Origin of the sequence: Pandoraea commovens (assembly GCF_902459615.1) — a bacterium.
GTDB lineage: Bacteria > Pseudomonadota > Gammaproteobacteria > Burkholderiales > Burkholderiaceae > Pandoraea > Pandoraea commovens.
Genome location: NZ_CABPSA010000001.1, coordinates 283398 through 300640, shown reverse-complemented (window position 1 = coordinate 300640; position 17243 = coordinate 283398). Strand labels below are relative to the sequence as shown.

At 60.6% G+C, this 17243-nt stretch carries 18 protein-coding genes; 11 read left to right on the top strand and 7 right to left on the bottom strand.

Annotated features, from left to right (window positions below):
• Positions 1–19: 19 nt before the first annotated feature.
• Positions 20–946 (top strand): LysR family transcriptional regulator, encoded by a 927-nt coding sequence (locus tag PCO31010_RS01245; protein ID WP_150662638.1) that lies wholly within the window; start codon positions 20–22, stop codon positions 944–946.
• 237 nt (positions 947–1183) lie between these two features.
• Here PCO31010_RS01245 and PCO31010_RS01240 read toward each other — a convergent pair whose 3' ends face one another.
• Together PCO31010_RS01240 and PCO31010_RS01235 are read right to left on the bottom strand one after the other, a co-directional pair.
• The gene (locus tag PCO31010_RS01240) at positions 1184–2521 is read right to left on the bottom strand and encodes an MFS transporter (RefSeq protein ID WP_150662637.1); all 1338 of its coding nucleotides are present in this window, start codon (positions 2519–2521) and stop codon (positions 1184–1186) included.
• Positions 2522–2597: 76 nt separating this feature from the next.
• On the bottom strand, positions 2598–3293 hold the full coding sequence (locus PCO31010_RS01235) for a DJ-1/PfpI family protein (protein ID WP_150662636.1): 696 nt from the start codon (positions 3291–3293) through the stop codon (positions 2598–2600).
• Between the two features lie 50 nt (positions 3294–3343).
• Between PCO31010_RS01235 and PCO31010_RS01230 the strand changes: the two genes are divergently transcribed.
• Both PCO31010_RS01230 and PCO31010_RS01225 read left to right on the top strand, forming a co-directional pair.
• Complete coding sequence (locus tag PCO31010_RS01230; RefSeq protein ID WP_150662635.1) at positions 3344–4345, top strand: GlxA family transcriptional regulator; 1002 nt, start codon at positions 3344–3346, stop codon at positions 4343–4345.
• Between the two features lie 289 nt (positions 4346–4634).
• Positions 4635–4892, top strand: a complete 258-nt coding sequence (locus tag PCO31010_RS01225) for a hypothetical protein (protein ID WP_150662634.1) — start codon at positions 4635–4637, stop codon at positions 4890–4892.
• Between the two features lie 7 nt (positions 4893–4899).
• On the opposite strand, the gene PCO31010_RS01220 is transcribed toward PCO31010_RS01225, so the two are convergent.
• The gene (locus PCO31010_RS01220) at positions 4900–5727 is read right to left on the bottom strand and encodes an MBL fold metallo-hydrolase (RefSeq protein WP_150662633.1); all 828 of its coding nucleotides are present in this window, start codon (positions 5725–5727) and stop codon (positions 4900–4902) included.
• Positions 5728–5870: 143 nt separating this feature from the next.
• On the opposite strand from PCO31010_RS01220, the gene PCO31010_RS01215 reads away from it, so the two are divergent.
• Positions 5871–6380 (top strand): DUF4822 domain-containing protein, encoded by a 510-nt coding sequence (locus PCO31010_RS01215; protein WP_150662632.1) that lies wholly within the window; start codon positions 5871–5873, stop codon positions 6378–6380.
• Positions 6381–6507: 127 nt separating this feature from the next.
• On the opposite strand, the gene PCO31010_RS01210 is transcribed toward PCO31010_RS01215, so the two are convergent.
• The 3 genes from PCO31010_RS01210 to PCO31010_RS01200 all read right to left on the bottom strand — a co-directional run bounded on the left by PCO31010_RS01210 (position 6508) and on the right by PCO31010_RS01200 (position 9167).
• Positions 6508–7215, bottom strand: coding sequence for a cysteine hydrolase family protein (locus PCO31010_RS01210; protein WP_150662631.1), 708 nt, complete (start codon positions 7213–7215; stop codon positions 6508–6510).
• 253 nt (positions 7216–7468) lie between these two features.
• Entirely contained in the window at positions 7469–7762 is a 294-nt protein-coding gene (locus PCO31010_RS01205; protein ID WP_150662630.1) for a DUF1488 family protein, read from the bottom strand.
• Positions 7752–9167: an MBL fold metallo-hydrolase RNA specificity domain-containing protein gene (locus tag PCO31010_RS01200; protein ID WP_150662629.1), complete on the bottom strand. Its 1416-nt coding sequence runs from the start codon at positions 9165–9167 to the stop codon at positions 7752–7754. Before PCO31010_RS01200 ends, PCO31010_RS01205 begins: the two co-directional genes overlap by 11 nt.
• A gap of 240 nt (positions 9168–9407) precedes the next feature.
• Here PCO31010_RS01200 and PCO31010_RS01195 point away from each other — a divergent pair, with 240 nt between their 5' ends.
• From PCO31010_RS01195 to PCO31010_RS01175, 5 genes are all read left to right on the top strand, one after another.
• Complete coding sequence (locus tag PCO31010_RS01195) at positions 9408–9911, top strand: universal stress protein (RefSeq protein ID WP_150662628.1); 504 nt, start codon at positions 9408–9410, stop codon at positions 9909–9911.
• 4 nt (positions 9912–9915) lie between these two features.
• Complete coding sequence (locus PCO31010_RS01190) at positions 9916–10383, top strand: universal stress protein (protein WP_174984192.1); 468 nt, start codon at positions 9916–9918, stop codon at positions 10381–10383.
• 113 nt (positions 10384–10496) lie between these two features.
• Positions 10497–11141: a response regulator gene (locus tag PCO31010_RS01185; protein WP_150662626.1), complete on the top strand. Its 645-nt coding sequence runs from the start codon at positions 10497–10499 to the stop codon at positions 11139–11141.
• Between the two features lie 137 nt (positions 11142–11278).
• The gene (locus tag PCO31010_RS01180) at positions 11279–12067 is read left to right on the top strand and encodes a cyclic nucleotide-binding domain-containing protein (RefSeq protein WP_150662625.1); all 789 of its coding nucleotides are present in this window, start codon (positions 11279–11281) and stop codon (positions 12065–12067) included.
• A gap of 28 nt (positions 12068–12095) precedes the next feature.
• Positions 12096–13091 carry a zinc-dependent alcohol dehydrogenase family protein gene (locus tag PCO31010_RS01175; protein WP_150662624.1) on the top strand — a complete coding sequence of 332 codons (996 nt, stop codon included), beginning with the start codon at positions 12096–12098 and terminating at the stop codon, positions 13089–13091.
• 14 nt (positions 13092–13105) lie between these two features.
• On the opposite strand, the gene PCO31010_RS01170 is transcribed toward PCO31010_RS01175, so the two are convergent.
• Positions 13106–15088 carry a PAS domain-containing sensor histidine kinase gene (locus PCO31010_RS01170; RefSeq protein ID WP_150662623.1) on the bottom strand — a complete coding sequence of 661 codons (1983 nt, stop codon included), beginning with the start codon at positions 15086–15088 and terminating at the stop codon, positions 13106–13108.
• Between the two features lie 218 nt (positions 15089–15306).
• Here PCO31010_RS01170 and PCO31010_RS01165 point away from each other — a divergent pair, with 218 nt between their 5' ends.
• Complete coding sequence (locus PCO31010_RS01165; protein WP_174984189.1) at positions 15307–16149, top strand: universal stress protein; 843 nt, start codon at positions 15307–15309, stop codon at positions 16147–16149.
• 24 nt (positions 16150–16173) lie between these two features.
• Positions 16174–17217, top strand: coding sequence for a zinc-dependent alcohol dehydrogenase family protein (locus PCO31010_RS01160; RefSeq protein ID WP_150663438.1), 1044 nt, complete (start codon positions 16174–16176; stop codon positions 17215–17217).
• Positions 17218–17243: the final 26 nt, after the last annotated feature.

Sequence of the window (17243 nt, the reverse complement as noted above, 5' to 3'; positions counted from 1 at the left end):
TTTGGCTTATCCTGAGCGAATGTCACGTATCGACCTCAACCTTCTGACTGCGCTGGATGCCCTGCTGAGCGAACGTAGCGTTACGAAAGCGGCTGAGCGCATGAAAATCAGTGTGTCCGCCATGAGCCGGACGCTCACACGCTTGCGCGCGACGACCGGCGACCGCCTGTTGTTGCAGGCAGGGAGAACGCTCGTGCTGACGCCGTACGCGGAGCGTTTGAGTCAACGCATCCCGGCACTGGCCCGCGAAGCCGAAGCAGTACTGAGTCGGGCCGAATATCGATTTGATCCGGCCACGCTCGAACAGCGCTTTACGTTGCGAGCGGGGGAAGGGTTCATCGACTTGCTTGGCGCGGCGTTGGTGGAACGGATTCATCGTGCAGCGCCGGGCGTGCAGTTGCGCTTCGCGCCCAAGCCGGACTGGAACGCGCAGCCGTTGCGGGAGGGTTTGATCGATCTGGAAATTGGCGTCGTCAAAGTGTCGGCACCGGAGGTGCGCGCGCGTCGGCTCTTCCGCGACCGATATGTCGGCGTGTGCCGCAAGGGGCATCCGTTGCGGGGCAAGAAGCCGATCACCATCGAGCGATGGCTGGCGTATGGCCATGCGATGGTTTCACGCACCGGCGACGCTGAAAATCCGGTCGACGCGGCATTGGAACTTGGTGGGCGGAGGAGGGCGCTGCCTATCGTCGTGCCGTCCTACACGAGTGCGATGCAACTGGTGCGCCAGTCGGACCTGCTCACAGTCATTCCCCATTCCTGTCTGGGCCATTCGCGTTCGCCAGACTATGCGGCGGAACAAGGCTTGCAGTCATTTGTTCTGCCAATCGAAGCACCGGAATTCAACGTCTCGGCAATCTGGCACCCCCGCCTCGATCATGACCCCGCGCAGTGCTGGCTTCGCGCGCAGGTCATGGCGGTGTGCGCTGCGCTTTATCCGGAGTGAGGAAGGAGCGAGGAGGAGTCAGTGGAGCAAACGAATGATGTCGTTGGCGATTGATCCTGCAAGACCATAGAGGGCAGCGGCAATGACGATCGGGTTCATGATGTCTTCTCCTTGATCCGTGATTCGGTGGGTGTGTCGACTTTCGACGTGTCGCGTCAGTCGGTGAATGAAGTATCGGCATTCGCCTTAACATCCGAAACTGAGACAAATACAAGTGCGTGCTCAGCCGCATTGCGCTTAGGTCAGGGTCGCCTTGCCACCACCATTCCGCCGTTTCGCCACAAGAATCGCGACGACCGAAACCACACCGACGACCGATACCGCAGCGATGAAAATGCCCGGCGCGGCGTGGTCTTGTGTGAGGCCGGTCAGCAATGAAGTCACCAGCGGCGTAAATCCCCCGAGCAGCGCCGCAGCGGCGTTGTAGGCAATGGCAAGTCCGCTGAACCGCAGGTTCGTTGGAAACAGGTCGGCAGCCAGCGAACCGAACGTTCCTGCAATCAGCGATACGATCAGTGCCGCCACGCCAAACAGCAGATATGGACTGATGGCACCGTTCGCTACCGTGACATAGAACGGATAGCCGCCCGCCGAAATCATCACGGCCCCGATCAGGTAAAGCGTCGGCTTACCAAGGAAATCGCTGAGATACCCCACGATCACGATGAAGATCGACAAGGTGGCAATGGAGAACATGACAAGTTTGCTTGCCACGTCGGGCGAATACATTGCGACTTGCGTCAGATATGGGACCATCGCGACGCTCAGCAGTGCGATGAGGGCTTGATTGAGCCCGACGATGCCAATCGTGGCGATGACCTGAAACCAGTGACGCTGCAAGACCTCGACCGCCGGAAGCTTCGTGCGCTTGTGCTGTCTGATCGACAAGAAGAGTGCCGTCTCCTTGAGTCCGCTACGCATCAACGCACCGGCAGCCCCGAGTGCGCCGCCCACGAGAAATGCCGTCCGCCATCCGTAGGCCAGCATTTCCGCGTCCGTCAGCCAGGCGTGCAAACCGATACTGACGATGGCCGCCAGCAGGCTCCCCGAGTTCACACAAGCAAACATGACCCCGCATGCCAATCCGCTTTTCCTGGGGGCCGACTCGACAACATAGGCAATCGCGCCAGGCAACTCTCCGCCAATACACGCGCCCTGTAGAAAACGTAACGCCACGAACGCGATGCTCGCCGTCACGCCAATCGACTGATAAGACGGCATGAGGGCCATGCCCGCCGTGGTCGCGGTCATCAGCACGAGCGAAAGCTGGAAGGCCATCCGACGTCCGAACTTGTCCCCAATGTGACCGAGAATGATCCCGCCAAGCGGGCGCGCTAGATAGCCCACGGCAAAGGCAGCAAACGTCGCGATCATCGACGTCGCCCCGTTGCCCGTCGGGAAAAAGGACTTCGCCACATAAGGGGCAAAAATGCCGTACACGATGAAGTCGTAGAACTCCAGTCCACCGCCAACACTGGCCAGGAAAATCGTTCGCCAGTCGACCGGCTTTTCGGACACCCCTTCCGCGCCGTGCGGAAATGTCTGATCGTCTAACACCATGTCATTTGCTTTCATTTGACGCTTCCTGTCTGCCGTGTCGTATGCGCTTCGGTGCGCTTGTCGTTATCAGCCATCAAATCCTGCATTGCCGTTATGCGAACCCGGCAGCTTTCGATGCGCTTAGTACGGCTTGCAATCGACGCTCCCGACGCGCCGTGGTGGCCGCCTTAAGTCGCTCGACGACAGCAGCAGGGGCTGTCTCGGGAACGCCCGCCTGAAACGGCGGCTCCGGGTCGTATTCGATGAGCAGTTGAATGCCCTGTGCGACGTCAACGCCCGCCAGTTCGCCGACGACTTTGAGGGCCATGTCGATGCCCGCAGTCACACCGCCGGAGGTAAAGAAACGACCGTCGATCGTCATTCGATCCCGGCTCGGGATCACACCGAAGTACGTCAGGAATTCGACGGCTTGCCAATGACAACTGGCGCGACGCCCGGTCAGGCATCCGGCGGCCGCGAGGAGCAGGGAACCGGTACAAATGCCGAACACGTAACTGCTGTGGGCGGCCTGCGTCCGCACGAACGCGACGATGGACGGGTCAAGCATCGCGTCGTCTACGCCGGGACCGCCGGGCACAACAAGCAGGTCGTACTGGGGAGCGTTCTCGAAGTCGACAGTCGGCGTGAACGCAAACCCTCTGCCACAGAGTACCGGCGACATCGTCGAGGCGACGAGATCGACCGTCCAGCCGGGCACGGCGCTCAGGACCTCCAAAGGCCCGGTCATATCGAGCTGGGTCATGCCCGCAAACATCACCACACCCACACGGAGTTGCGCATTCGTCATAACATCGGTCTCTCGTCGAAAGTGAACGATCCGATTCTAGGTAGCGAGGAATGGAAAAAAACTCAAAAACCCCGCCTTTTCCGTCACCGCCGACGCGTCGCGTCGTTTTTCTTGTCTACGACGGCTACCAGCCACTCGATCTGGTCGGTCCGATGCAGGTCTTCGCGCTGGCGAACCGGGACGTTCTCCATCCGCCTTACGAACTGACGACGATCACGGCGACACCCGGCCGGGTGCATGCCAGCGCAGGACCGGACATTCTGGTGGAGGAAGGGCTGGAGAGGCTCTCGCAAGCAGATACCGTCATCATTCCGGGCGGCCCCGGCGTCGACGCGGCTTGTACCGACATTGGCATCACCGACGCGATTTCCCTCGCGCAACCCACTGTCCGGCGGCTCTGCTCTGTGTGCACCGGTGCCTTTCTGCTGGCGGCCACCGGGGTGCTGGACGGACGTCGCGCGACGACCCACTGGGGGCGTTGCGATGCACTTCAGGCCGCCTATCCAAACATCGACGTTCAAACGACACCGATCTTCGTCAATGACGGCAACGTCTGGACATCGGCGGGGGTCACGGCGGGCATCGATCTCGCGCTGGCGCTGGTGGAGCAGGACTGCGGCTACGGCGTTGCTGCGTCGATTGCCAGAAAGCTGGTCGTCTATCTGAGACGCCCGGGAGGGCAGGCGCAATTCAGCGAAACTCTGTTGATGCAGGAAAGCGCCGGTGCACAGGAGTTCTCCGCGTTGATGACAAAGGTCTCCGTCAGCCCGAATAAGCGCTGGAGTGTGGAGGAGCTAGCCGCCGAGATGGGCCAGACGCCGCAAACATTTCAGCGACGTTTTAAGCTTGCCACGGGATGTTCACCATACGCTGCCGTACAGGATGTACGGCTTGCGCGGGCCAGATTGATGCTCGAGACGACAACCAGCGGCATTTCACTCATCGCTGACCGATGTGGGTTCACGTCGGAAGAGCAAATGCGTCGGGCATTCCAACGGAAATTCGGATTGCCACCTGCGGCGTTTCGAAGTCATTTTGGGATTGAGGGGTGAATCATGCGACTTTCATTACACTTAGTGCTTGCGACGACTTTGATGACTATGGTCACGAGCAGCTTTGCCGTTCTCCCACCCAAATACCTTGGGATTAAGGATTTCGACAATTGCCTGACTGACAGGCAAGTCGACACATACAGGGCGCTGTGCATACCGGCCAGCAAGCCCAAAGCCTGTCCGAGATCAAGCTGGAAACAACTACGTTCATTGAAGGGCCAGGACCGCATCCCCCGATGTTCGGAAAAGTGATTGCTATATTGAGTACGTTTTTAGATAGGAAAGCACCATGGCCAAGAAGAGCGATGGCGAAGTACAGGCTGAAATCAACGCGCTGACGGAGTTGCTACCGCAACTTCCGCAGCGCGCCCGGCAGGCAGTCGAAGCCGCCATTGAAGTTCTGCGAGACGACTTGTCGAACGATGCGATCCACGAGAAGTTCGAGGAGGACACCGAGGAATTTGAGGACGCATTGACGGCATGCCTGTGGCGCAACGGCGTCGCGGGTAGCGACGCGCTTTCGGCGTGGTATCGGGAACTGATGTGATCATGAATTACGGCGAGGGCACGGTGCCGCACCCGGCGACAGCGTGAAACGCAAATGCCCCATCGCGTTCGGTGACGCGTCCGATGCCGGGAAAGTCCAGGTGTGCCCCGGCCACATATAGATTCGGTTGCGTCTGACGCTGAAGCAGTGATTTACGCGATGCCACTGCCGTGGTCGGGTCATCGTCGTACTCCCAGGCGATGTCCGGATGAAAAAACTGCACGGACGGCACATGAACGAGATCGCCCCAAGCCAGCAATCGGCCCGCGCTGCTTGTCGCTTCGTAAGCGGTGTGACCGGGGGAATGGCCGACCGCACGGATTGCCGAAACGCGATCCGTAATACGCGCGCCATCTTCAACCACGCACACGCGGCTGCGTAGCGGCGCAAGCCGTCCGGTGAAGACGGATATCTCCTCCTTGGCGACGAACACCTGCTTTAGCCTCGGAAAGGCTTCCGAGCCGTCGGGCGCGATCAGTCCATTGACATGGTCTTCATGGGTATGAGTCAACGCCACGTACGACACCGAGTCTCGTTCCACACCGGCCTCTTTCAGACCTTCCAGAAGTGTGCCCGTCGTGTCGTGCCAAGTATTCGATGCGCCGGTATCCACGAGGACCGAGACGTCCTTGTCGATAATCAGAAACGCATTGACCGACAAGCGCAAATGTCCGTCGACCAGCTTCAGGCCAACGGGCGACGTACTCAGAAGAGCACCTGAACCAGTGCGCAAGCGAGTCGGCGGCAAGTCGGCATATCCGTCGCGAAGCGCAATGATCTGCAGCTCACCGAAGTCGAACGACGCGTGGTTCTTTCCCTGAGATTTGAGCTTCATTTGTTTTGTGTGCACACAAGAGGAGGGCGCCCCGATGATGGCCTCGCGGCCACCGTCACAAAAGGGCTATGGGCCGACGCTCTTGATGCGCAGAAAAGTGGTGTATAGATGTCGATCCGAAATCGGCAGACAGACAACTATCCATGAAGCGCATATCGACGTACGGCTTGTTGCTATGGTTTGCGACCGTTATGTTACCGGCTGCCCACGCCGAACGTGCGGCAGACATCGATCCTGCCGCGTTGACCTCGACAGTCTGGCAAACGACAGCGGTGTATGAAGGGGAAGATCGATCTCGGAACGTGATGGAACGTTACCCGGGCGTCGTGGGTATTTCGATCTGGGATGCGAGCAGCAACCGATTTGAATACTTTGATCCGGCGACAGGGCTATCGAGGCGCACTCAGGGCGGCGAGGGCTACTTTCTCATCACCGGCGACCGACGCCATCAGATCAACGCCTTCGACGCTGGGGGCAAGCCGCTGGTGCGCCGCCTGGAAGTGCTGAACGAGCACGAGTTTACCTATTCCAGAGTCGTGCCACGGAACATGGTCGACGGGAATCCGAATGTCACGATTCGTGTCGTCCATACCCCGTATGTCGGCCCGTTTAGCATTCACTTCAGCGAGCGAGAGTCCACGTCCACGCGTTGATGCGTGAGGACATCGACACAATGCCGGTGATAACGCTCACCGGCATTGGTCAAGGCGAAAGGCGTGTGCTGCGGTTGACCAGCGCCACGCCCGGTGTCGCCTCCGTCCGCTTGAGGCGAGACGTATTTCAGCGCTGCGGCAACTTCAGGATCTGGGCCGTCGTCAGCACATCGCCGAAGGTGTCTTCGATCTCCGAGAGGGCCGCCTGATGAAGCGCGGCGCTCTTGACGCGGGTGCCGTCGAGGCGCTGAATGTCACGGGTCGCGGACGCGTCCGATGCCACCACGACGCGATAGCCCAGCGGTGCGGCGTCACGGGCGGCACCGGCGACGCAGGCGTGCGTCATCAGGCCTGCGATCACCACCGTATCGATGCCCTTGGCCTTGAGGCGTTTGTCAAGGTCGGTGCTCGCGAATACGCTCACGGTCGTCTTTTGCAAAACGGTGTCGCGAGCACGCGGTTCGGCACCGGGTGCGAAGTCGACGGTCTTGCCGCCCAACGCAAAGACGGCGGAACCGGCGGGGGCCACGTGCTGAACCTGATAGACCTCGATACCGGCACGGTCGGCCATGTCGATCAGCTTCTTCGTATTGGCCAGTGCCTGTGCACGATCCGGGATCGGCATACGACCGGTGAAGTACTCGTTCTGGAAATCAATCACGATCAGGGCCGTACGCTTCGGGTCCAGATGGTCGATCGGTGTCGCGCCCGACATGGCACGGATGGTGGGCGCAGCGGCGGCCTTGTCTGCTGCGTGTGCAGTGGCGGACACGGCGGCGGACAGCGAGAGACCGAACGTTACGAGTTTTAAAGTCTTGAGTAGCAAATGCGTCATGATGAGGCTCCTGGGTTGTCGGTTCAAAGGAGCGCCCAGTCTAGGGACGTGCGCCCATACCGACCAGATGTCGCCGCACACATCATATGTGCATCCGCTGCACAAATGGATTTGGGGAATCGGGCGCTCATGGCGACTTGTGATGCGCCCTGAGACTGAATGTACAACCCGGTCGGACGCGGATTTCCGACGCACCCAAACTCGTTGGGGCGAAGGTATTGCGCGCGATATCCTCACACAGACGCTCCGGCTTCTATTCACCGGGCCTGCGACCTGACTTCCATCGAAAGTGCCCACTACGCAGCAGAACCGGGGCGCCGTGACACAACAGCAGATAGCGTTCAGCGGTCTTTTCGATGGAAGCTCTGTGCGCTTTGAAGGCAACCATCAGATCATCGACATGGCACGACTTTGCGTCGAAATGATCTTCCAGTGCTTCCGCTGAGATCGCACACACAATTCGCTTACGCTCACAGTCCGCAGCAAATTCGATCGTCATGTCGTCTGCGTTATACGCGGGCGCGACGTGCGGGAATTCAATCTTCACGGTGTTCGCCATCGAAATAGGAATCGCCAGTCGGAGCGACGGTGCTGTCATCCAGGCAAACGCTTTGCATCGGCTCTACCACCTGACAGGGCCATCCAAAGCGATCGGCAATACGCCTGCGCAAGCTGTCGGCTGCGGCAGGCTCGCCATGATTCAGGAAGATGCCGCCCACCGGTTTGCGAAACTTCGAAAGCCAGTTCAAAGTTTCGACGTAGTCTGCGTGAGCAGATAGCGTGTCGAGTTGAACGACTTCCGCATTGACGTGAACGTAATCACCAAATATTTTGACTTCGCTGCCGCCGTTCACCATGGTCGAGCCGCGCGTACCCGGCGCCTGAAACCCGGTGAAGAGCACCGTGTTTCGCCAATTGCCGCTCATCACCTTGAGATGGTGCAGGACACGTCCGCCCGTGGCCATGCCGCTTCCCGCGATGATGACGGAAGGCATCGCGCGCGTGTCCAGCCATTTGGACTGATCGACGCTGGTGACGAACGTGGCTGCGCCGCACATTTGCGCGCACTCCGACGCACTCAAGCGCTGGTCGGCAAGATGTGAAGAGTAGGTTTTCGTCACATTGATCGCCATTGGGCTGTCCAGATAGACGGGCACATCGGGCATCTCTCCGGCCGATTTCAGCCGGGCAATCCAGTAAAGCAGGCTTTGCACCCGTCCAACGGCAAACGCGGGGACGATGACACTCCCTCCGCGTGCAAACGTCCGATGCAGTATCTCCGCCAACTGAGCCCCGGGATCGGTGCGGTCATGCAGACGATCCCCGTATGTGGACTCAAGGACGAGGAAATCCGGCGTTTCGGGATTGGCCGGTGCGGGCATGATCGGATCGTCGGTGCGACCAAGATCGCCCGAGAAGAGAATCCTCCTCCCGTTGGCATCCACCTGAGCCATCGCGGCCCCAAGGATGTGCCCCGCATGCCAAAAGGTCACTTGAACTTCCGGGCAGACCTCAAACGGGGTGTCGAACGCTCGCGGCGTCAATCGCTCAATGGCTCGCCGGGCATCGTCCGTCGTGAAAAGCGGCAGTGCAGGGTGGTGTTTCGACTTGCCGTGACGGTTCAGGAAGTCGGCTTCCTCCTCTTCAAGATGCGCACTATCGAGCAACAGAATCTCGCATAAATCTCGTGTCGCGGACGTGCAATAGATCGGCCCGGCATACCCTTGGCGAACGAGCACCGGAAGATAGCCACTGTGGTCGATATGGGCGTGTGTCAGCACAACCGCATCCAGACCCCGGACATTGAACGGCGGGGGCGCCCAATTGCGGTTGCGTAGATTCTTGACACCCTGAAACAGGCCGCAATCCACCAGCACATTCCTGTCCGCGACGCGAAGTAGCGTCTTCGATCCGGTTACCGTGCCCGCAGCACCGAGGAAACTCAATTCCATGAAGGCACCTCTCGCGTCGACTCGGCAACGGAATGTCGCCGGGCAATCACAGCATAGTCGTCCGGTACCTGGAGACACGATTTCAGAACCTGCCACGTTGATGTGCGTCAAGGAGGTGGCTCATGCCAGCGCACGCTCAGGCGACGTTGGGCTACCGTCTAATCGCAACATTGACCGTCGCCGCGTAGATCGACATCTGCGGCACAGTCCGAACGCGTCAAACTCAGCGAGGACGACACAATGTCTCATCGAATCCTGCTCGCCATCGACGGCAGCGAAACCTCATGGCACGCCTTGCGCGAAACGATCCGATTCGCCATGCCGGACGACGTCGTCCGAGTCGTCAACGTCATCGACGATCCGTTCGCCCACTATCAATCTGCGTTTTCTTCGTACATCGACCTCGAAGCCGTAAGAGAGTCTTTGATTGCGGAGAGCCAGGAGATATTGAGCACCGCTTACAAGCGGCTGCATGAAGAAGGTATTCAAACGGATACCCGCTCCATCGACCTACGGACGTGGGGCGGCACCATCGCTGGCGCCATTATTCGTGAAGCCCGGCGTTGGCAAACCGACCTTCTGGTCCTTGGCACGCATGGACGCAAGGGCGTTCGCCGCATGCTGCTCGGCAGTGTGGCTGAGCAAGTCTTGCGGCACTCGCATCGCCCCGTCATGCTGGTCAAAGAATCTACGACGCTGCCTACGGGGGCGGCCAGCGTACCGACTGCTGTCGCGGAGAACTGACACCATGTATGAACGAATCCTGGTTGCCATCGATGGCAGCCCCACGGCGGACACCGCCTTCGACTATGCGCTGTCGCTTGCCAAAGCGCGTAAGGCGAAATTGCATGTGTTGTTTGTCGTCGATATTCCCGTGGCCTACATCAGCGACGCGGATCCGTTTCCCTTCATCGAAGCTTTGCGAATTCAGGGGAACAGCATCCGGGAGCAAGCCACGAAGCGCCTGAAGGACGAGAAGGTCGCGGGCGACGTGGAGATCCGTGAACTCCTGCCGCTCGGCGGCGATGTCGCGTTTCAGATCAACGCCGCAGCGCAAGAATGTCAGGCCGACCTGATCGTGATCGGGACCCACGGTCGGCGCGGCGTGCGACGTCTGACGCTGGGCAGCGTGGCGGAAAACTGCGCCCGGCAGGCGCAGCGGCCCGTCATTCTTATCCCGCCGCCAGGAACCGAGGAATTCGCCGAAGTGTTGTAATCCGCCAGTGCGCGAAGACTTGCGCCGCCCGGGAGTCGCGCGTGTAGAATCGATTTCATGGATGTCCGGGCATGGACATCCCGAAACGACGTACACGATCCAAAGGCGGACGCATGATTCGCATCATCGTGACAGACGACCACACGTTGGTACGTGCCGGATTGCAACGCATTCTGGCAGGCACCGGCGATATCGAAATCGTTGGGGAAGCCTCGAACGGCGCGCAAGCGCTGGCGCTGCTCGCGGATACGCCGTGCGATGTCTTGTTGCTCGATCTGTCGATGCCCGGGCGTAGCGGCGTCGACCTCATCGCGCAGATCAAGGCGTCGTTTCCCCACCTGACCATTCTTGTCCTCACGATGCACGGCGAAGAGCAGTACGCCGTGAGAGCGCTCAAGGCCGGGGCGGCAGGCTATCTGACGAAAGAGAGTGCGCCGAACGAACTGGTGAGCGCCGTACGCAAGGTCAATGACGGTGGGGTTTACCTGAGTCCCTCGATGGCGGAGCGAATCGCCCGGGATCTCTCATCTGCCGCCATCGAAGGCCCAAGTTTTCGTCAACTGTCCGACCGTGAGTTCGATGTTTTTCTGATGCTTGCCCGTGGTCTGACATTGGGTGACATCGCTAGTCGCCTTTGCGTGAGCGCCAAAACGGTCAGCACGTACAAGGCACGCGTACTGCAGAAGCTTCAACTCAAGAACCAAACCGACCTGGCGCATTACGCGATCCGCCACGATCTGCTGCGCGATAAGCTCTGAGGCGCGTCTTGTAGTCCGTTGCCTACAGGCTGTCATACCGGCTGACATCAGATCGCGCCCGTCGCTTATTTTTTTTCCCCGCTTCGTCTCCGATACTTCAGACGTGATGACACGATGCTGAATTGCCGGAGTTTGCCATGCATGCCATTTCCCGCCAGTTGGACACCGTCCCCGTCGAAGCCCCTCAACACGTGAGGGTGCATCGCGCCTTCGACGTCGTCGAATCCGCAAGCCCAAGATGTAGCACTTGTCTGATGCGCCGGTTCTGTCTGGCCGAAGGACTCAATGATGAGTCGATCCGCCGTCTGGACGGTGTGACACGTGTTCGGCGCACGGTTCGCCGCGGCGAAGTGCTGTTCCGACCGGGGGACACGCTCGAGTACATCTACGCCGTGCGCGCCGGTTCGTTCAAGACGGTGCTGACACACCCCGACGGACGCGAGCAAGTCACAGGCTATCTGCTTGGCGGAGAGCTACTGGGTCTGGGAGGCATTGCCAGCGGCCGATATGTCTCCGAAGCCGTGGCCCTCGAAGACAGTCAGGTCTGCGCAATCCAGTTCGCAGAACTGGAGGCCGTTGCCGCGAAGGTGCCGGTCGTGCAGCATCAGCTTCATCGGCTGATCGCCGCGGGCATCGTGCGTGAACAACAACAATTACTTCGTCTGGGAACGGCTCGCGGGGAGGCCCGACTGGCGAGTTTTCTGCTGGACGTGTCATCGCGGCTGGCCGCGCGGGGATACTCACCGAACGCGTTCCTGCTTCGCATGACGCGCGAGGAAATCGGCAGTTTTCTTGGACTACAACTTGAAACTGTCAGTCGCATGTTCTCCCGCATGCAGGCACAGGAAGCGTTGCGGGTACGCCAACGCGAAATCACGCTGCTCGATACGCAGCGACTGAGTCAAATGGCGAACGCCGTTCAGTAATCGCGTTACATTCACGGAGCACGACGGCATGCGAGCGATGCAACTCTCCAAGTCTGACGGCACGCTCAGACTCGTCGACATTCCTGTGCCGACGCCACCCCCCACACAAGTGCTGATACGTGTCAGTGTGTGCGGGGTTTGCCGCACCGACCTGCATGTCGTGGATGACGAATTGCCCGGCGTGCCCGACGGCATTGTTCCCGGCCACGAAATCGTGGGGATCGTCACGGCCACAGGGGCGAGTGTAGGGGATTTACACATTGGCGACCGTGTCGGTGTGCCGTGGCTGGGATCGACCTGTGGCCGCTGCCGTTTTTGCCTGAACCACAAAGAAAATCTCTGCGAAGCGGCGCAATTTACCGGGTATACGCTCAACGGTGGTTACGCCGAATATGTCGTCGCCGAAGCGCAGTTCACCTTCAGGCTCCCTGATGCCTATGATGACGCGACTGCCGCGCCGCTGCTGTGTGCTGGCCTCATCGGCTACCGATCGCTCAGCATGACCGGCGACGCGCGGCGTCTGGGGATCTACGGTTTTGGCGCTGCGGCCCATCTCATTGCGCAGATCGCGAGCGCTCAGGCGCGCGAAGTGTATGCCTTCACCCGGCCGGGCGACGACGAAGGCGCGACGTTCGCCCTCTCGCACGGCGCCCGTTGGGTTGGCCCGAGCGATGCGGATCCGCCCGTTCCGCTGGATGCCGCCATCATCTTCGCGCCGGTCGGCTCACTGGTGCCTCAGGCGCTCGCGGCCGTCGACCGGGGAGGCGTCGTCGTGTGCGCCGGCATTCATATGAGCGACATCCCGAGGTTTGCTTACCGACTGTTATGGGGCGAGCGTCAGGTGCGCTCCGTCGCGAATCTGACGCGCGCAGATGGTCTGGCATTTCTCGCCCTTGCCGAGAGGATCGCGTTGAAAGTGGCCACGACAGCGTACCCGCTCGAAAAGGCCAACACAGCACTCGACGACCTGCGTCGCGGTGCCATCTCGGGCGCTGCTGTGCTCCAAGTGCGGGCGGCTGCCTAGATATCCGCCTGCGTTCAATGCGCTGCAGGCGGCGTCGAAGCCGAGGGTTCCAGCGGAATGATGGTGGTAACCACGGTGCCGCCCTCCAACGGGCTGCGGACTTCCAGCGTCCCACCAAGCAGGCGTGCCCGTTCCCGCATGCTGATCAGCCCCAGGGAATCCGGTTTCGGACGCGTCGGCGGCAATCCTCGCCCGTTGTCGGAAATACGAAGTCTGTACTCCCGGTCGCAGGTCAATTCGACCGTAATCGCGGTGGCATGCGCGTGTTTGGCGACGTTGTTCAGGGCCTCCTGCACGATACGGAACAAGGTCGTCGCCACTGCCGGTGCGACAGCGGGTAACCCATGGGTGCCCGTCACATCGACGGCCACGCCATAGCGACGTGAAAACTCCTGCGCATACCATTCGATCGCCGGACCGAGCCCCAGATCGTCGAGCATCGGCGGACGCAGATCCGCCGCCATCTGGCGAACTGCACTGACCATGCCGTCGATCGATTGCTCGATGCGCTTGACGTCTGCCGACACTGCGGGCTGCCCGTCCAGCGCTTGTCTGAGCATCGCCGCGTCCATTTTCAAGGCGGTGAGACGTTGGCCGAGATCGTCATGCAGCTCTCGCGCGATACGGGACTTTTCGTCTTCGCGAACCTCCTGAAGGCGCGCGTTAAGTTTCTCGAGTTCGTGGCGGGATGTTTGCAGAGCGCTCGCCATCTGACGTTGTTCCGTGACGTCACGCAACACGACCGTAAAGAACTTGCCTCCGGCGTCGGCACTCTGTGAAATGGACGCCTCCATCGGAAATTCCTCACCGTCCGCTCGCAGCCCCCAGAGCGCACGACCGCGTCCCATCAATCGCTCCGACACCCCGGTCGCACCGAAGCGTTCGATGTGCTGAAAGTGGGCGCCGCGGAATCGTTCGGGAATGAAGCGTTCGATCGGTTCGCCGATCACCTCCATGGCGCTGCACTTGAAAATGCTCTCGGCGGTCGGGTTGAAGATCTGGATTCGCTGCTGGGCGTCGATGGTGATGATCGCCTCCCGCACCGATTGGATGACGCTGAATAACCGACTTTCGGAGCGTTGCTTGTCGATGGCCTCTCGCTCGTTGACCGCCATGGCGTGCCGACGGGAGAGCAGGGCGACGACCCAGGCGAGTACCGTGATGACGCTCAGCAAGATGCCAAAGGCAAGCGCCCAATTGGCGACGCCCGCGCCGCGCAGTGCAGCAAACTCGCCCGAGGCCGTGTAGGCCAGTTCCAGCGCTGGCCGGTCCGCGTAAGTCACGTTTGCGACCGTCCGATAATCGACCGGCGGGCGCGGCTCTGCTGGCGCGCGAGGCGAGAGGCTGTCGAATATCAGTTGCCCGGGCCCTTTGTCGCCGTCCACGGTAATTGTCAATGTCAGGTCATGAAGCAGCGGTCCGATGGCCGCGTGAACCAGCGTATCGACATTGGCGATGGCATAAGTACAGTCAGGCGACGGCCCCTTGCTCGTCAGAAAGACAAGTGATGGCGGAGTACCGGACACGGTGGCGCTGGCAAACAGGCGTTCCCGAACATCAGGGCCGGAGGGAAGGCGCACGCGGTCTCGGGTGCCGAGCACTGACTCCCCGCTCGGTGAGTAGCCGGACGTTCTAACGATGTCCCCACCTGATTGCTCGCACTTGCCGAAACTTGTGAGACCGGGCAAACGTTCCGACAGCTTCATCCCTTTGACGTAATCCATCCAGCGGGCGTCGCCGGGCTTGGGCGTAGCGGACAGGAGGTCGGACGCGCCATGCAAGGCGTCCCGGTAGGCGGTCAGTGCAATCGAAAGCTTGTCGGTGGCCGCGCTCGTGCGCAAGGCAAATCGCGCATCGACATTGCTCTGAAGCGCTGTCCGGACTGAGAGCCAGTTGGCCAGCGCAACAACCACACACATCACACAGAGCATGGCGACGACCACGGCATCCGCCCGGCGGCGCGAAGGGAATTGCGTGCTGCGAAGCGTTCTGACCATCGATCGCCCCGATTCAAGAGTGATTCAATTGTTCTAGTGCGGTGAATAGCGCAGTTGTATCACCGTTCTCCCCAATTTCCCATACGCATCAATCCGCAATGTCGACGGCCGCTGGCAGGCACGTCTGACAGACCAATAGTCGTCTTGATGCTTATCAAAGGCAGCTCCAGCGTCTGCACTACTGTTCAGAGATGACCTCATAACTCGGGAGCATGGCCATGCCTTACCGCACGTTACTCGTACATGTCGACAATAGTGATCGCTGCCGCGCCCGCATTGAACTCGCGGCGGACTTCGCCTATCGATTCCCTGCCCATCTGACGGGGATCTACCTGCCATTTCATCCGCCGGGCTTTCCCGATGTGACGGCCATGGGCGGCACCGGGCTGCCGCCGCCGCCCGCGCCCGAGAGCGACCCAAAACGGCTAGCTCAGGCGGAACAGATGTTCACGGAAGTCTGTCGACGACAGGACGTTAGCCCTGAATGGATCACGCCGCCTTACGAAGACAATCCCGAAATGCGGACCCATGCCCGGTATGCGGATCTCGTGATCGTCGGACAAGAAGACCGTTCCGACCCCGAGTCCTCGCCGACGATCGGATTTGTCGCGTCGGTCGTGCTCGGCGGCGGGCGGCCAGTATTGATCATCCCGTACGCCGGGAAGCTGACCACCGACTTCAAACATGTGCTTGTGGCGTGGGATGGCGGCCGTGAAGCCGCACGTGCCGCCGCCGATGCCATGCCGTTTCTGCGCTCGGCGAAAGCGGTCGACGTGATGCATGTCAGCCGGGGCGCTCGTCCGGACGATCTGGGCCCCATTCCCGGCATGGACATCGCCATGTATTTCGCGCGGCATGGTGTCAACGTCACGGTGACACCGGAGCGAAGGACAAACGATGTCGCGATTGGCGAGGCGTTACTCTCGCGCGCCGCCGACCTCAACGCCGACCTCATTGTGATGGGCGGGTATGGGCATTCGCGCATGCAGGAGTGGGTATTGGGCGGCGTGACCCGCACCATGCTTGAAGCCATGACGGTTCCTGTGCTGATGTCGCACTGAACCTGAGCAATGTGGAGTGACGCCATGAAAGCCCTTGTATTCCACGGTCCACAGCAGATCACGCTGGAAGACCGGCCGATCCCCGAAATCCTGGCGCCGACCGATGCCATCGTGAGGATTCGCAAGACGACGATTTGCGGCACGGATCTTCACATCCTGAAGGGGGACGTTCCCACGGTGACACCGGGCCGCATTCTTGGGCACGAGGGCGTCGGGGAAGTCGTGCAAACCGGCGAGGCGGTCACGTCCTTCAAGGCCGGCGACCGGGTGTTGATCTCGTGCATTTCATCCTGCGGAAAGTGTCCCGCGTGCCGCAAGGGCATGTATTCCCATTGCGCCGTGGGTGGGTGGATTCTAGGCAACCGCATTGATGGAACACAAGCCGAATACGTCCGCGCGCCCTATGCAGACACCAGCCTCTACCACGCGCCCGCCAGCGTAGATGACGATACGCTGGTCATGCTGAGCGACATTCTGCCGACCGGCTTTGAGTGCGGCGTTCTGAATGGCAAGGTTCAACCGGGCAGCAGCGTCGCCATCGTCGGGGCGGGGCCGATCGGACTGGCGGCATTGCTCACGGCGCAGTTCTTCAGCCCGGCGCAGGTGATCGTGATCGATCCGGACATCGCGCGGCTGGAAGTGGCCTTAAGGCTCGGCGCGACGGCCGTTGTGTCTCCGGAAAAGGAGGACGCCGCTGCGTTCGTCAAAAGGCAGACAGGCGGGCAGGGCGTCGACACCGCCATTGAGGCGGTCGGCGTGCCTGCGACATTCGAACTCTGCGAAGCGATTGTGGCTGCCGGGGGCACGATTGCGAACGTCGGTGTCCACGGTCGGAAGGTGGACTTGCATCTCGAATCCCTATGGGACAGGAATATCAGCATCACGACCCGGCTGGTCGACACCGCCGCAACGCCTATGTTGCTCAAGACCGTCGAGTCGGGGCGGCTCGCGCCGGGTGTCCTGATCACTCACCACTTTTCGCTCGCCGATATTCTCGACGCCTATCGAACCTTCGGGGACGCGGCAAACACGCATGCGTTGAAAGTGATCATCACACCGAAGGCGTAGCGCCCGACTCGCCGATAGGCACTGCG

Coding starts and splice junctions, on each gene's coding strand:
- PCO31010_RS01170 (WP_150662623.1), bottom strand. CDS start 15,088: ATGGTCAGAACGCTTCGCAGCACGCAATTCCCTTCGCGCCGCCGGGCG.
- PCO31010_RS01235 (WP_150662636.1), bottom strand. CDS start 3,293: ATGACGAATGCGCAACTCCGTGTGGGTGTGGTGATGTTTGCGGGCATG.
- PCO31010_RS01180 (WP_150662625.1), top strand. CDS start 11,279: ATGCATGCCATTTCCCGCCAGTTGGACACCGTCCCCGTCGAAGCCCCT.
- PCO31010_RS01195 (WP_150662628.1), top strand. CDS start 9,408: ATGTCTCATCGAATCCTGCTCGCCATCGACGGCAGCGAAACCTCATGG.
- PCO31010_RS01220 (WP_150662633.1), bottom strand. CDS start 5,727: ATGAAGCTCAAATCTCAGGGAAAGAACCACGCGTCGTTCGACTTCGGT.
- PCO31010_RS01225 (WP_150662634.1), top strand. CDS start 4,635: ATGGCCAAGAAGAGCGATGGCGAAGTACAGGCTGAAATCAACGCGCTG.
- PCO31010_RS01210 (WP_150662631.1), bottom strand. CDS start 7,215: ATGACGCATTTGCTACTCAAGACTTTAAAACTCGTAACGTTCGGTCTC.
- PCO31010_RS01200 (WP_150662629.1), bottom strand. CDS start 9,167: ATGGAATTGAGTTTCCTCGGTGCTGCGGGCACGGTAACCGGATCGAAG.
- PCO31010_RS01190 (WP_174984192.1), top strand. CDS start 9,916: ATGTATGAACGAATCCTGGTTGCCATCGATGGCAGCCCCACGGCGGAC.
- PCO31010_RS01230 (WP_150662635.1), top strand. CDS start 3,344: ATGGAAAAAAACTCAAAAACCCCGCCTTTTCCGTCACCGCCGACGCGT.
- PCO31010_RS01165 (WP_174984189.1), top strand. CDS start 15,307: ATGCCTTACCGCACGTTACTCGTACATGTCGACAATAGTGATCGCTGC.
- PCO31010_RS01240 (WP_150662637.1), bottom strand. CDS start 2,521: ATGAAAGCAAATGACATGGTGTTAGACGATCAGACATTTCCGCACGGC.
- PCO31010_RS01175 (WP_150662624.1), top strand. CDS start 12,096: ATGCGAGCGATGCAACTCTCCAAGTCTGACGGCACGCTCAGACTCGTC.
- PCO31010_RS01245 (WP_150662638.1), top strand. CDS start 20: ATGTCACGTATCGACCTCAACCTTCTGACTGCGCTGGATGCCCTGCTG.
- PCO31010_RS01160 (WP_150663438.1), top strand. CDS start 16,174: ATGAAAGCCCTTGTATTCCACGGTCCACAGCAGATCACGCTGGAAGAC.
- PCO31010_RS01185 (WP_150662626.1), top strand. CDS start 10,497: ATGATTCGCATCATCGTGACAGACGACCACACGTTGGTACGTGCCGGA.
- PCO31010_RS01215 (WP_150662632.1), top strand. CDS start 5,871: ATGAAGCGCATATCGACGTACGGCTTGTTGCTATGGTTTGCGACCGTT.